This is a genomic window from uncultured Mediterranea sp. (genome assembly GCF_902493215.1).
In the GTDB taxonomy this organism is placed as follows: domain Bacteria; phylum Bacteroidota; class Bacteroidia; order Bacteroidales; family Bacteroidaceae; genus Bacteroides.
This window is the reverse complement of record NZ_CABUOL010000007.1, coordinates 41531-56417: the sequence shown is the minus strand read 5'-3', so window position 1 is coordinate 56417 and position 14887 is coordinate 41531. Positions and strand designations below refer to the sequence as shown.

Here is a 14887-nt window from a genome sequence, read left to right as displayed (position 1 = left end):
AATGAAGAAAAGAGCTAAATTTGACACCGAATTTTCATTCAGACTCTTGTAAAACATAAATTTAATCATATCAAAAACAAAAGAGAATGGAACAAGTTTTCGGCTATATCATCAGCCTTGGCGCATCGGTTATGATGCCTATTATCTTTACAATTATTGGTTTGTGCATTGGCATGAAATTCGGAAAGGCGCTGAAGTCGGGCCTTTGCGTAGGAGTCGGTTTCGTAGGTCTGGGTGTGGTTACCGCTTTGCTGACGACCAACTTCGACAACCCCCTGAAAGCCATTTCCGACCTCTATCACCTGCAACTGAATGTCTTCGACATGGGGTGGCCTGCCGCCGCTGCCGTAGCCTACAACACGGCCGTGGGTGCTCTGATTATCCCCATCTGTCTGGGTATAAACCTGCTGATGCTTATCACCAAAACTACACGTACGGTGAATATCGACTTGTGGAACTATTGGCATTTTGCCTTCATCGGTGCCGTGGCCTATTTCGTGATGGGCGAAAGCCTGGCATGGGGTTACTTTGCCGCTATCGTCTGCTATGTCATCACTTTGGTGTGTGCCGACCTTACAGCCGACAAGTTCCAGAAGTATTATGACCTGAACGGCATTTCCATTCCTCAGCCCTTCTGTCAGAGCTTCGTGCCTTTCGCCATCCTCATCAACAAGGCACTGGACAAGATTCCTGGCTTCTCGAAGCTGGACATCGATGCTGACGGCATGAAGAAGAAGTTTGGCGTGATAGGCGAACCGCTCGTATTGGGTGTTATCGTAGGTATGCTCATCGGTTGGGCTGCCCAGCTCGACATCAAGAAGGTGCTCTTCCTGGGTATCACGATGGGAGCTGTGATGGAGCTCATTCCGCGCATCACTTCGCTGTTCATCGAAGGTCTGAAGCCCATTTCCGAAAAGACTTCCGAACTCGTAAAGACTAAATTCAACGGCAAGAAGGTACACATCGGTATGAGCCCAGCCTTGGTTATCGGCCATCCTGCCACCCTTGTGGCATCAGTCATTCTGATTCCTGTCATTCTCGCCCTAGCTGTATTCCTCCCTGGCAATCAGTTCCTCCCGCTAGCATCGCTGGCTGGTATGTTCTACCTCTTCCCCATGGTACTGCCCTTTACAAAAGGCAACGTGTTGAAGACGCTGATTGTAGGTTTGGTTGCTCTTATCGTGGGTCTTTATTTCGTGACTGACATGGCTCCCGACTTTACCTTGGCTGCCAACAATGTTTATGCCGAGACACACGACCCTACAGCCCATATTCCTGAAGGTTTCTCGGGTGGCGCACTCGACTTTGCTTCCTCCCTCTTCGGATGGACCATCTATAGAGGTGTAAAACTTTCGTATGTAGGTGGTGCGTTGCTTGCTCTGATAGCAGTTGTGATGATGGTTATCAACCGCCGCATCATCATCCGTAGTGAGAAAGAAGCCAAGCAGGCTGCCAAGTAAAACTGAACATGGCATAAAGAAAAAATAGAAAGAATTTTATTTAATAGATTATATACTGAATATGAAAAAGTTAGCAATCGCAATGATGTTAGGCATGGCTGCCGTTACGGCCAGTGCCCAAATGAATTACAAAGTACAGACAGCCTGTCATCCGTTGGACGTAAAGCACTACGACACAGAGCGTCTGCGCAGTTCCTTCATGATGGAGAAGGTTCTGTCTCCCGATGAAATCAACCTGACCTACACTCTCTACGACCGTCTGATTTATGGTGGTGTGATGCCTGTTAACAAGGTATTGAAACTGGAAACTTTCCGTGAACTGGGTCCTGAAATCACTTACTTCCTCGAGCGTCGCGAGTTGGGCGTCATCAACATTGGTGGCGACGGCGTGGTTACAGTAGACGGCAAGGAATATCCCATGAAATACAAGGAAGCCCTCTACGTAGGTTGTGGCAACAAGGAAGTGACTTTCAAGAGCAACGATGCTACGAAGCCTGCCAAGTTCTACATCAACTCGGCTCCCGCATACAAGCAGTATGTTACCCAGCTGATTACGACCGATGTAAAAGCTCAGAAGGCTGAGCCCAAGAAATATGCTCTTGCCATCTCCGACCACTATGGAAAGATGGAAGACAGCAACGACCGTGTAGTGAACCAGCTCATCGTAAAGGATGTTTTGGAAAGAGTGAAGAACGGCGGTACCAACCAGCTTCAGATGGGTCTGACCGAGTTGGCTCCCGGCTCTGTATGGAATACAATGCCTGCCCACACACATACCCGTCGTATGGAGGCTTACTTCTATTTCAACGTATCTGAGGGCAATGCCATTTGCCATCTGATGGGTGAACCTCAGGAAGAACGTCTCGTATGGTTGCACAACGAGCAGGCCATCACTTCGCCTGAGTGGAGCATCCACGCTGCTGCCGGTACAAGCAATTATAGCTTCATCTGGGGTATGGGTGGCGAAAACCTGAAGTATAGCGACAAAGACGAGATCAAATATTTGGATATGAAATAAAAAATGATGTGCAAATGGGTGTAGGCCACAAGAAGGTTCTATACCCATTTGTCGTTTTTTTGACAGGATACATATCCTTCATTGTTACACATAGAATTGACACGAAATCTTCTCTTCTTGTATAGAGAGGAACAACGATCTATTATCATGAATACGATTCAAAAAACAGTAAGCAAGATGACCAATTACCGATGGACCATCTGCGCTATGCTCTTCTTTGCCACTACGGTCAACTATATGGACCGACAGGTGCTTTCGCTCACGTGGAAAGATTTCATTGCCCCCGAGTTCCATTGGACAGACATTCATTATGGTAATATTACGGGTACTTTTGCCCTCGTATATGCTATAGCCAATATTTTTGCCGGCCGTTTCATCGACTGGATGGGAACCAAGAAAGGTTATATGTGGGCCATTTTCGTATGGTCATTGGGTGCCTGCCTGCACGCAGTATGCGGATGGGCCACAGAGCACGTCGTGGGGATTGAAAGTGCGGCCGAAATGGTTTCGGCTACAGGTGCCATCGCTTCGACCATAACCATTACCAGTGTTTATTTCTTCATTGCCGCACGTGTCATCTTGGGAATAGGTGAGGCTGGTAACTTCCCAGCGGCAGTCAAGGTAACGGCGGAATATTTCCCTCAGAAAGACAGGGCTTACGCCACTTCCATCTTTAATGCAGGTTCTACCATCGGAGCGTTGGTTGCACCCATTACCATCCCTTCATTGGCCCGATATTTTCAAGACTTGGGTGTAGGAAATGGTTGGGAAATGGCTTTTGTCATCATCGGTGGATTGGGATTTATATGGATGGGGATATGGCTTTTCATATATAAGAAACCAGAAGAAAGCCCCCATGTCAATCAAGCCGAGCTGGCTTACATCCAGCAGGACAAGGCGAATGAAAAACAAGCAGACAGCCAGGAGGAAAGCCATCCGACGAAGCCTGCAAAGAAATTGAGCTTGCTCCAATGCCTTTCCTATCAGCAGACGTGGGCTATTGTACTGGCCAAGTTTACTACAGATGGTGTTTGGTGGTTCTTCCTTTTCTGGACGCCCGCCTATATTTCCGATGTATATGGCTTTTCTTCAGATACTGGTATTGCGCAGTTACTTATTTTCGTGCTGTATGCTATTACCATGTTGTCCATCTATGGCGGAAAACTGCCTACCATTATCATCAATCGTACAGGCAAGAATCCCTATATGGCACGTATGCAGGCCATGTTTATCTTTGCTGTGATTCCTTTGCTGGCATTGTTCGCTCAACCGTTGGGCAACTATTCTTACTGGTTCCCTGTCATCATTATCGGATTGGCAGGAGCTGCCCATCAATCCTGGTCGGCTAACTTGTATTCAGTAGCCAGCGATTTGTTCCCCCACAGTGTGGTGGCCACAATCACAGGCTTCAATGGAATGGCGGGTGGTATCAGTTCTTTCCTTATCAATATAGGATCGGGCAAGTTGTTTGATTATGCAGCCCGCACAAATATGCAGTTCATGGGCTTTGAAGGAAAACCTGCCGGTTATTTCATCATTTTCTGTATCTGCGCCGTAGCCTATCTTGTTGGTTGGAGCATGTTGAAAATATTAGTACCTAAATATAAACCTGTCGTGATTGACTGAACATTCGGGCTGAAGTAAATAAAAAAAGACTGTATCCGAACAGAGGAAATAAAGAATCCTATCTTCGAATACAGTCTTTTTTCTTGTCTTTATGGGATGTGCAAGGCATATAAAAAAAAAGGGAAGTCTCACGACTTCCACAATTCTTCTAACCTTAAATCTAAATCTCTATGAAAAAAACGTGTGGCAAATATAACAATAAATCTGATAACTTGTATCACTTGTCCTTTAATTTTTCCAAAAAACGGAGTAGTTCGGCATAAATAGGATTCATTTTCAGCAGTTCGGGTACTCCAATGATGAACATCTGCTTGCGAGCACGTGTCAGAGCTACATTCAGTTTCCTGTCTACCACAACCCCATTGTCTTCAGTCAGATTTGACAGAAATTTCAGTTGGTAGGGACGATTAATACAGAAGGAATAAATGATGACATCGCGTTCGCTACCTTGAAAACGTTCTACTGTGTCTACCAAAATGTCTCTCAACTCTGTTATTCCCAACGATTCAATTGTTTTTCGGATGAGGGCTATCTGGCTTCGATAGGGAGTGATGATACCCAAAGTCATTTGGGGAGAGAAGCATCCCAAGGCTGTGTATTGTCTGTAGACAGCTTCTGCCAGTTGGGCGGCAATTTGAGCCTCTATAGGATTGATTTTAACTGACTGGCTGGCGGGGCCTGCTACCGAAGGCAAGAAAGCTACCCGTTGTGTCAATATTGCTGCCAACGGATGGCTTTCAAGACCTGGAGCTAACTCAAGGCGACCTTGCTGATGAGGCAGGCCGATTGGTTGCAGCAGGCCGCCATAGAAAGCCTGGTTGGGAAACAATGCCACTTCTTCGTTCATGCGTCCCTGGCGGCAGAGCATGTCGAAACTGGGTTCTGACAGAAAGCCATTGCGTCCCTTCAGCGCGCTTTGAACGGAAAAGTGGCGGTAAAGGCGTTCAAATAACGAGTCTTTCAGATTGTACATGCCGAAACTTCGTAATTTTTCATCGCAAACCTCTGACTGGTCGGAAGATTGTTGCACGACGGCAGGCAATTGCTTGTGATCGCCTATCAGGACAAACTTGCCGATAGCTTCCCGATCATCTGAATTGCAAGTACAGAGAAGTCCCAGTAGCTGAGGCTCTAGAATCTGTGTAGCTTCATCTACGATGGCCACGTCGAAATGTTTCAGCCGGAAAAGGTCGGGTTTGGCAGAGAGAGTGGCTACAGTTCCTACAAATACCCTGCAACGGGCTATACGTGACTGTACTTCGCGGCGGTTGTTGCATTCCTCCAATATGTTTTCGATGAGATGCGGACGGTAGGCCGCTTCGCAGGCCAGTTCGCTGCCCATGCGGATGTAATCGATGGCAGGTTCTATGGCCGACAGGGTCTTGCAGATTTCGTCTACCGCCCTGTTGGTGTAGGACATGAGCAATATCTGTCTGCCTTCTTTGTAGAAGGCTTCCACCATGCTCCGAAGGGCGCGGGAGGTCTTTCCTGTGCCTGGCGGGCCTATCAGCAAAAAGAGGTCGCGGGCAGCCAGAGCCTTGAGAGTGATACGGGCGAAATCGTCCGCTGCTGTACTGATTTTCTCCTGATAACTTTCGTCGAAGGCAGGTTCGCGACGTCCCAACAGCAAATCACGTCTCCGTTTGGGTGCCGACAGAAAGGATGCAAGACCCTGATACATGCTACGGAAAGAAGTATCCATAAAATCATGTTCGATGGCATATCGGCTGTCGGCAGGTAATACGCTGGCATTTTGTTGCGAGGCACGCAGGCGAAGGCGGATTGTTTGCTCGGATATATATTCTACATTACCTTTGAATATCATTCGGTTGGTTACGTTGTCTTGTGCCGAGTTACGCTCGTAGAGCACTACGGCGTCTCCTGCCCGAAAGTTGGCCAACGCTTCTTCCTCTCCTCCTTGTCGGGTCAGTTGTAGGTAGGGCTTGTGTGGGTCGGCCGCATGATTGTCCTGAATGGTCAGGTTGTAAAGGATTTCGCCTGCCTCGCACTTTTCGTCAAGGGTAGCCAGCCATAGGGAGGCGGCTCCTGTGCGACTTAACCCTTCTACGTCTCCCGATTTTGAGGTATAGAGCTCTTTTGTGATGAAGTTGTAGAGTGCATAGAAATATTTCTTCTCCAATGCAGACAAAGTTGTCAACCTCTCCGACAGGCGTTGAATAGGCGGACATAAATACTCCCGCCAGAACTTGCCGTCCAAGTTACGTTCGTTCAATACATTAGGTTGCAGGTCCTTGAACTTGTAGGCCGTATATTCGATGTTGTTTCTCAATTGGATACCATACTCCGCTTCGACAATGCGATTGCGCACGTTCATCACTCTGCGTACCATGGCCCAAGACGGGCGCGAGGGGTAGAGTAGCGGATAGCGTGTGTAGAACAGGTAGGCTTTTACGTGACGATGGTCCATTCCCATTGCATACTCCAGTACGGCTTGGTACAGCAACATCTGTACGCGGTTGTTTTCCTTGGGCTCTATCTTGCCGCGTATGGCATATTCGTCGGCTTTGCCCGACTTCATTTCGATGAACGAAGTCATGTCGCGTTGCATGTAGTCAAGGCGTCCTTGCAGTCCCAGTGCTTCACAGATGTACGAAGGCTCGAGTACGGCATCGTTTTTGTCGAGGTTATAGCCGGGGGTTGGAAAAGTCTCGTTCACCGTCCGTCGGATGTTTTCGAAATGCAGGCGGCAGTCGGCAAAAAACTGTCTTTCCTTGGCTGTGTCGCGCAGTTCCTCGCAGGCAGCCAGTTCTAGCGGATAGGTGCGGAAGGCTTTCTTCATGCACGCCAGGTAGTCTGGCTCGTCTTTCGCGTGTATCCATTCGTCCAGGAAGAGGTTGGCAATGTTACCCAACAGCAGCGGTCGTGTGTTTTCCGAGGGTTGCAGACGTGCCAGCATGTAGTTGGCAGGATGGTGACCGTAGTCTTTGAAACATTCGGCCAGCGAACTGATATCAATCAGGTAATCAGGCTCCAGAATGATGAATGAAGGGGTGAGTACTCCTTCTTCGTCCACTACTACGTCCAGCAGGTTGACTTGTGCATGACGCCATAACAATTCACAAGTTTCATTGAATTCGTCGTTAACTTCGGGCACATTATAGCGCACCTTGAGCCATTCGTTTGCAAGGATGTCGAGTGGCTGTACATACAGATAGGTACCGTCGGCATATTGGAAGCATACACGCATGCGTTTCACGCGACGCCCCACAGGCATTGTCACATAGGTGGCATCTGTGCGTGGCAGGAGGCGGTAGAGGGGGGCGGGAATATCTTCGTGTGTGAGGAACTTGACAAAAAAGGCCAGTGTCTTTACATCGCGCAACAAATTATCGCGTACAGGTTCCTGTTCGTGGTTGAGTATGCGGTTGGATGTCAGGCGAAAAGTATGAAGCCGGTTCTGTTCTACAACAGAAAGGCCGACTTTAGTCGCCACGTAGCTGATGCGGGCGGAAAGGTCGGTCATCTGCAAACTGCCGTCCTCCATCTGAGTGCGGCACAATTGCTCCAGCAGTTCGCGCAATTGTCTGTAAGCTACTTCCAAAGGTACATCGTTTCTGCAAGCATCCAGCAGTCGGTCGTAATATTCCTTCACTTCATTAGTTTCCATGAAGGCAAAGATACGGAATGGTGAGTGGAGAACAAAATATTGAAACTTGTTTCAACTATTTTTTATTCCGAACCGAATCTTATTTGGGTCCTACATTACTCACTTCTTCTGGTTTCTTGGCTTCTTGCTGGCTTCGTTCAGGATTTCATCCCTTTCGTAAGCGGGTACATGATGTTTATCTTTGGGCTTTTTCGGCTTTTTATTTCCTGCGGCTCCCATAAGGCAATCCTCCTTTTTTTAGATGGTTCAACAATCGAATTAAAAATCGATTCATCCTTTACAAAGAGTGTACCAATACCAGCTGTTGTCCGTTAAATTAGATAAAACCTGCCTATTCTTCCACTTCGGCCGGTTTGTCTTTGATCATCAGGATGCTCAGCTCGTAAAGCAGATAGAGCGGTATGGCCACTACGGCCAGCGTGAAGGGGTCGCCCGTAGGGGTAATGATGGCGGCTACAATAACAATAACCACTACTGCATGTCGGCGGTACTTGCGCAACAATTGCCTGTGAACGATACCCAACAGAGATAATAACCACGTCACCAAGGGCAGTTCGAAAGCCAACCCCATACAGAGAATCAGCATCATGAAGTTGTCGATGTAGGAATTCAGCGAAATTTGGTTCTCGATGAGCGAACTGAGCTGATAGGTGGAGAGGAAGCGAAGTGTCAGCGGATAGACCATAAAATAACCTATCAACACACCCACGAAGAACATCGCCGTCCCTATCAGCATAGCCTTGCGTACGCCGCGCATCTCGTGGGGATAGAGGGCAGGACTGACAAAACGCCATACTTCATAAAAAAGATAGGGCGCGGCGGTCACTACCGACATCCAAAAGGCGGTAGACATGTGTATCAGGAAAGGAGCTGCCAAATTGATGTTGACCAACTTTACATGGAAGTCTTGCGTGAAGAAGTCATCTTCCAATTGGAGGCGTTCACCAATATAACGCAACAGGTCGTAAAAGATGAAATCGTTGTTGCAAGGTGCCAACACTACCTTGTCGAACAGGTAGGGCATAGCCACAAAGTAGCCCACGCCCAATACGAACCACACACACAGCACTCTGATGAGCACTTTGCGCAATTCGTCCAAATGATCCCAAAAAGTCAGTTCCTTGTCGTCCGACATGCTCCAAGTCATTTCTTGTCCTTGGCCGATTCATCGAGGTCGTCTTTGGCCTTGTTTATTTCTTCTTTGGCTTCATTTACGCCTTCCTTGAAGCTCTTTACGCCTTTGCCTAATCCTTTCATCAGTTCGGGTATTTTCTTACCACCGAAGAGCAACAGGATAATGATGACAATATAAATCCATTCTTGACCACTAGGCAGAAAGAGCAATAAGAATAAATTTGTCATAGTTTTTCTTTCAATAATTAGTTTGGGCAAAGATAATGCAAACCGAGAAAAATACCAAATTCCATTATTCCTTGTTCCTTCAATCTTGATAATACACCCGTTTGACACGCGTAGACACACTTGTCAGCACTTCATAAGGAATGGTATCGAGTACATCGGAAAGAATTGTCACAGGCAGGTGGTCGCCAAAGATTTCCACCGAATCGCCTTCCTTGCAATCGATGTCCGTCACGTCAATCATGCACACGTCCATGCAGATGTTACCTACGTAGGGCGCCCGTTGTCCGTTTACCAGACAGTAGGCATGTCCGTTACCCAGCCGTCGATTCAAGCCGTCGGCGTAGCCTATAGGCAGGGCGGCAATGCGTGAAGGACGCTCCAAGTGTCCTTTGCGGCTATAACCCACGGTATCTTCCTGCGGCACGTCGTGTATCTGCAAGATAGTAGTCTTCAATGTACTTACGTTGTTCAGTATCGAGTTGTCTATCGGGCTGATACCATAAAGGCCAATGCCCAGACGTACCATGTCGAATTGCGCGCCAGGGAAACGTTCGATGCCTGCCGAATTGCAGATGTGGCGCAAAATCTTGTGGGGGAAAGCATCCTGAAGCACCTTTGCAGCCGCTTCGAACGTCTCTATTTGTCGTCGTGTGAAGCTGTCGAATACGGATGAATCGCTGCCCACTAAGTGGGAGAAGACCGAACGTACCAGCACGGCATTCTGTCCGCGCAGACGCTTTACCAGCTCGGGCATGTCTTCGGGGGCAAAGCCCAGGCGATGCATGCCTGTGTCCAACTTGATGTGGATGGGGAAGTTCGTGATGCCTTCTTTCTCCGCTTCGCGTATAAGGGCATCCAGCAGATGGAAACTATAAACTTCTGGCTCCAGCTTGTAATCGAACATCGTCTTGAAAGCTGTCATTTCAGGATTCATGATGAGGATATTGGCCGTGATGCCTGCCTTTCTCAACTCCGACCCTTCGTCGGCCACGGCTACTGCCAGATAATCCACATGGCGTTCCTGTAACGTCTTGGCTATTTCGTAGGAGCCCGCTCCATAAGCCGATGCCTTCACCATACATACCATTTTCGTTTCTGGCTTCAGCTTGCTGCGATAGTAGTTCAGATTGGCCACCATTGCGCCGAGGTTCACCTCCAGAATGGTTTCGTGCACCTTCCGTTCAAGATTCTCGCTCAATATGTCAAAACCGAACTTGCGCGCACCCTTTATCAGAATCAGTTCCTTTTCCAACTTCAGCTCTCCGCGGGCAATGGCTTTGAGCAATGCTTGCGTGTCGGGGTAAAAAGCTTTCTCGATGCTGAAACAGGAGGCACACGACGAAATGTTCGGCCCTACGCCGATGATACGCTCCACACCGCGGCTGTTCATCAGTTGGGCCACACGTCGATAGAGTGTCGATGCATTCTGTCCCGTTTCCAAGATGTCGGATAAGATGAGCGTGCGTTTCAGCCCCTTGGCCTGCGAACGGCGGTATTGGAAATCGAGGGCTATGTCGAGCGAGCCCAAGTCGCTGTTATAACTATCGTTAATCAGCAGGCATCCATTTTTGCCTTCTTTTACTTCCAGGCGCATGGCCACAGGCTCCAGCCGTGCCATCCGTTCCTTGATTTTCTGCGGCGGAAGCATCAGGTAGAGGCATGCCGCCAGACAGTTCAACGAGTTCTCAATGGAAGCGTCGTCGATGAAGGGCAACGTAAACTGGTTGTCCATGTCCAAGTAGCGGTAAGCTATCAACGTACAGTCGTCTTTCTTCTCTACTTTTGAGATGAAAAGCGGGCGTTCAGGATCCTTGCGACTCCAGGCTATCTCTCGTGCGGAAAGCAGTGACTTGGCTACGCAGTTGCAGATGAACTCATCATCGCCGTTGTAAATCAGCACGTCGCAGTTCTTGAAGAACGTCAGCTTCTCCATGCACTTCTCCTGCAACGAATAGAAATTTTCCTGATGGGCGCCTCCGATATTGGTCAATATGCCGATGGTCGGCTTGATGATGGCTTCCAGTGCCCGCATCTCACCAGGTTCAGAAATACCTGCCTCGAAAATGGCCAGTTCGTCATCTGCTCCCATCTGCCAAACGGACAGAGGTACGCCAATCTGCGAATTGTAGCTGCGCGGCGAACGTACGATGCGTCGGTCGTCACCCAAAAGCTGGTGAAGCCATTCCTTCACCACCGTCTTGCCGTTACTGCCCGTGATACCCACTACAGGGATGTTGAACTGTGCTCTGTGTAGCTCTGCCAACTTCTGCAAAGCTTTCAAGGGCGAAGGAACAAGGAGGAAATTCAATTCTCCATTTTCCATTTTCCATTCTCCATTCGCATACTCTTCTTCGCTCACCACGAAGCAGCGTACGCCCCGTTCAATGAGTTCGGGGATATAGTTCGCTCCCGTGTTGCGCTTGGCAGGGAGGGCAAAAAACAAAGTCTCTTCAGGGAAATTCAACGAGCGGCTGTCTGTCAGCAGCCAGTCGATGGTAGCCGGAGCCTCGCCAATGCGTCGGGCCCCGATCATTTCTGCTATTTGTTCAATCGGATACGACATGATGTTCTTTCTTTTTCGAAGTCTAAGTACGGGTATTTTTCGTTAAGTCGGTCTATTTTTAACAAAATTTGTTCTAAAAATTTTTTATATCCATCTGATTCTGGACGGAAGGACTTGTGTGACAAATCTTTATGAATAGCGTCGCATTCATCCATAACCAGCCTTGCTTCATCCGTCAGGCAGGCTTCGCAGAAGCGTTGCCACACGTAGTTCACCGCTACGTCCGAGGGGTGAACCATATCAGCCGCATAGAAGCGATAGTCGCGCAGCTCGTCTACCAGCAGTTCATAAGCGGGGAAGTAACCCACGACATCGGGCATTGCCTCTACCAATTGGTCGGCGGCGATCAGCAGGGCAGCTTTGCTAAGCTGGTTGGCATGCAATCCGTCACGCAGGTGGCGGATAGGGCTCACGGTCAGCAGAACCTTTATTTGTGGATTCAGTTTCCGCAATGTGGCAAGCAACTGGAGCCACTCGTCCGCCACCTCTTCCACCGTCAGCCGTCGGCGTCGGAAGCAACGTTCGGGCTTCTTGTGGCAGTTCCCCACAATACTACCAGTCTCTGCGTCCTCGTACACCCATGCTGTGCCCCAAGTGGCCACCAGCACATCCAGTTCCTTCAGCTCTGTGTGCAATCTCTTCAACCGAGTGTTGATGCGCTCCAAAGCTTCAGAAACGCTTGGAGCGGAGAAGTCACCATGGTGCATAGGGCTGTGCCACAAGTCTCCGTATGCATACAGGTCTTTTTCTGCATACAGCTTCCCATCCATCGCTTCGCGCAGGGCGGCGGAGATGGACATGGGGTTGTAGAGCACTCCATAAGGATTGACATCGCAGGCAAACTTGGCCTCCACCAGCCTTGTGCCGATGTGGGTGGCAAAGCAAGAACCCATCAGCAGCAGACGGTTGCGTTGCGAAAACCTAGGCAACCTTTGGGGCATTTCAACGGTAGTATAGAATTGATTCATGTTCATGATACAAAGATAGTCTGTTGGCCGAAGAGTGCCAAATGAACAGATATAAAAAAAGGTGTAGACTAGCAGGAACGGAACCGAAAAACATCATGCAACCCACCGGAAAACAATGCTTTCTACCCTCGAAAGCAATGCATTAGTTTTATTAACACGTCATCGGATTTCATTAACAAACTTTCAACCGTTACCGGCGCCATTTTTTTTGGCCGCACGGCGCCGAAGTCCTACCTTTGTGTAGTCGGCACCCCTACCCTTTCCGTCCGCCCAGCGTCAGATGCAGCCATCCCCAGAGGCCGAGGACGATGACGAGCAACGTCTGTATGCCGTGAACCAGGAGGGCAAAGAGCGAGGCGTCGGCCGACGAAACGCCGTAGAGCATCATCATGGTGATGACGGCGAAGTGCCACGGGCCGGCACCGTTGGGCGTGGGGACAATGACGGCGAACGTGCCCGCCACGAACATCACCAGCCCAGCCTGTACGCCCAGGCCTTCGGTGAAGGAGAAGCAGTAGAACGTGAGGTAAAAATGGAAGAAGTAGCAGAGCCACATCAGCACTGTGTGGAGCAGGAAGAGGGGGACGCTCCGCACCCGGCGCAACGACACGATGCCCTGCCACACGTCGAGCACCACACCCCGCACCCGCTCGAAGAACGACAGCATGCGCACCAGCCACACGGCCAGCACCAGCACGCCCACCACGCAGAACAGGGCCACGTAGAACCAGGGCGACGTGAGCAGATGGACCAGCGAAGGTATCTTGGTACCCGTCTGGCGGAAGAAGGTGAGAAACACGGGCAGCTGGAGGAGCAGCGTGGCGCCCGTAATGAGCAGCATGCAGAGGGTGTCGACCAGGCGCTCGGTGACCACTGTGCCCAGCGACTTGGAGAAGGGGACCTCGTCGTAGCGCGAGAGCACGCCGCAACGCGACACCTCGCCCACACGGGGAATGACGAGGCTCGTGGCATAGGACAGGTAAATGGCGTCCACCAGATGCGACGCACGCGGACGATAGCCAAGCGGTTCCAGCGTCTGGCGCCAGCGCAGCGCCCGCTCCACATGGCTCCACACGCCGAAGAAGAGCGACAGCGCCATCCAGTCCCATCGGATGCCGTGGCGCAGCACGCGGACGGCCTGCGTGAAGTCGAAATCGCGATAGACCCAATAGAGGATGAAGGCACCCAGCAGCAGGGGAAGTGCCACCTTCAGCAGGCGGGAAACCCCATTAAACGAAGAACGCGGAAGCCCCGCGGAGCGGACAAGGGAGGAGCCGCCGTCATCGGGAAGCCGCCCGTCATCGCTCATTTTCCGTTCTTCACTTAATTCTTCATCCTTCATTGTTCATTCTTCATTAAAATTCGTACCTTTGTGGGGCACAAAAGTAACAATAAACTTGATATATGAGACTGGTAAAGCCTAAAAAGTTTCTGGGCCAACATTTTCTGAAAGACCTGAAGGTAGCCCGCGACATCGCCGACACGGTCGACGCCTGCCCCGGCCTGCCCATCCTCGAAGTGGGGCCCGGCATGGGTGTGCTCACCCAGTTCCTCCTGCCCAAGGAGCGCGAGCTGAAGGTGGTGGAGGTGGACTACGAGTCGGTGGCCTACCTGCGCGAAGCCTATCCCCAGCTGGAAGAGCACATCATCGAGGACGACTTCCTGAAGATGAACCTCACGCGCCTCTTCGGCGGCCGCCCCTTCGTGCTGACGGGCAACTATCCCTACAACATATCGAGCCAGATTTTCTTCAAGATGCTGGACAACAAGAACCTGATACCCTGCTGCACGGGCATGATACAGAAAGAAGTGGCCGAACGCATGGCCGCAGGGCCGGGCAGCAAGACCTACGGCATCCTGAGCGTGCTCGTCCAGGCGTGGTACCGCGTGGAATACCTCTTCACCGTCCACGAAAACGTGTTCAACCCGCCGCCCAAGGTGAAGAGCGCCGTCATCCGCATGACGCGCAACGACACACAGGAACTGGGATGCGACGAGCGCCTGTTCAAGCAAGTGGTGAAGACCACCTTCAACCAGCGGCGCAAGACGCTGCGCAACTCCATCAAGCCCCTCGTGGGCAAGGACTGCCCCCTGACGCAGGACGCCCTCTTCGACCGGCGGCCCGAACAACTGTCCGTGCAGGAGTTCGTGGAGCTGACAAACCGAGTGAAAGACTTTTTAGCGGTCAGCGGTTAACGGTGAACGGTGAGCAGACTGTTCAGACTGCCGCTATCCCACCCATCGCTAACTATGTCACTAACC

The 14887-nt window shown here is 50.3% G+C and carries 10 protein-coding genes; 4 read left to right on the top strand and 6 right to left on the bottom strand.

The window, feature by feature from the left end:
• Positions 1 to 86 precede the first annotated feature (86 nt).
• The 3 genes from RDO88_RS06150 (at position 87) to RDO88_RS06140 (ending at position 4104) form a co-directional block, all read left to right on the top strand.
• On the top strand, positions 87 to 1460 hold the full coding sequence (locus tag RDO88_RS06150; RefSeq protein WP_307758542.1) for a PTS transporter subunit IIC: 1374 nt from the start codon (positions 87 to 89) through the stop codon (positions 1458 to 1460).
• A gap of 61 nt (positions 1461 to 1521) precedes the next feature.
• Positions 1522 to 2478, top strand: coding sequence for a 5-dehydro-4-deoxy-D-glucuronate isomerase (kduI, locus tag RDO88_RS06145; protein WP_307758541.1), 957 nt, complete (start codon positions 1522 to 1524; stop codon positions 2476 to 2478).
• Positions 2479 to 2625: 147 nt separating this feature from the next.
• A complete protein-coding gene (locus RDO88_RS06140; RefSeq protein ID WP_307758540.1) occupies positions 2626 to 4104 on the top strand; it encodes an MFS transporter in 1479 nt (492 codons plus the stop codon).
• Positions 4105 to 4321: 217 nt separating this feature from the next.
• Here RDO88_RS06140 and RDO88_RS06135 read toward each other — a convergent pair whose 3' ends face one another.
• From RDO88_RS06135 to RDO88_RS06110, 6 genes are all read right to left on the bottom strand, one after another.
• Complete coding sequence (locus RDO88_RS06135) at positions 4322 to 7732, bottom strand: AAA domain-containing protein (RefSeq protein ID WP_307758539.1); 3411 nt, start codon at positions 7730 to 7732, stop codon at positions 4322 to 4324.
• Positions 7733 to 8063: 331 nt separating this feature from the next.
• A complete protein-coding gene (tatC, locus tag RDO88_RS06130) occupies positions 8064 to 8867 on the bottom strand; it encodes a twin-arginine translocase subunit TatC (protein WP_307758538.1) in 804 nt (267 codons plus the stop codon).
• A gap of 8 nt (positions 8868 to 8875) precedes the next feature.
• Positions 8876 to 9094, bottom strand: a complete 219-nt coding sequence (locus tag RDO88_RS06125; protein WP_307758537.1) for a twin-arginine translocase TatA/TatE family subunit — start codon at positions 9092 to 9094, stop codon at positions 8876 to 8878.
• A gap of 79 nt (positions 9095 to 9173) precedes the next feature.
• Positions 9174 to 11657, bottom strand: a complete 2484-nt coding sequence (locus tag RDO88_RS06120; RefSeq protein ID WP_307758536.1) for a bifunctional UDP-N-acetylmuramoyl-tripeptide:D-alanyl-D-alanine ligase/alanine racemase — start codon at positions 11655 to 11657, stop codon at positions 9174 to 9176.
• A complete protein-coding gene (locus tag RDO88_RS06115; RefSeq protein ID WP_307758620.1) occupies positions 11633 to 12625 on the bottom strand; it encodes a GSCFA domain-containing protein in 993 nt (330 codons plus the stop codon). Before RDO88_RS06115 ends, RDO88_RS06120 begins: the two co-directional genes overlap by 25 nt.
• A 253-nt stretch (positions 12626 to 12878) precedes the next feature.
• Complete coding sequence (locus tag RDO88_RS06110) at positions 12879 to 13967, bottom strand: lysylphosphatidylglycerol synthase domain-containing protein (protein WP_307758535.1); 1089 nt, start codon at positions 13965 to 13967, stop codon at positions 12879 to 12881.
• A 62-nt stretch (positions 13968 to 14029) separates the two neighbouring features.
• Between RDO88_RS06110 and rsmA the strand changes: the two genes are divergently transcribed.
• The gene (gene rsmA, locus RDO88_RS06105) at positions 14030 to 14821 is read left to right on the top strand and encodes a 16S rRNA (adenine(1518)-N(6)/adenine(1519)-N(6))-dimethyltransferase RsmA (protein ID WP_307758534.1); all 792 of its coding nucleotides are present in this window, start codon (positions 14030 to 14032) and stop codon (positions 14819 to 14821) included.
• Positions 14822 to 14887: the final 66 nt, after the last annotated feature.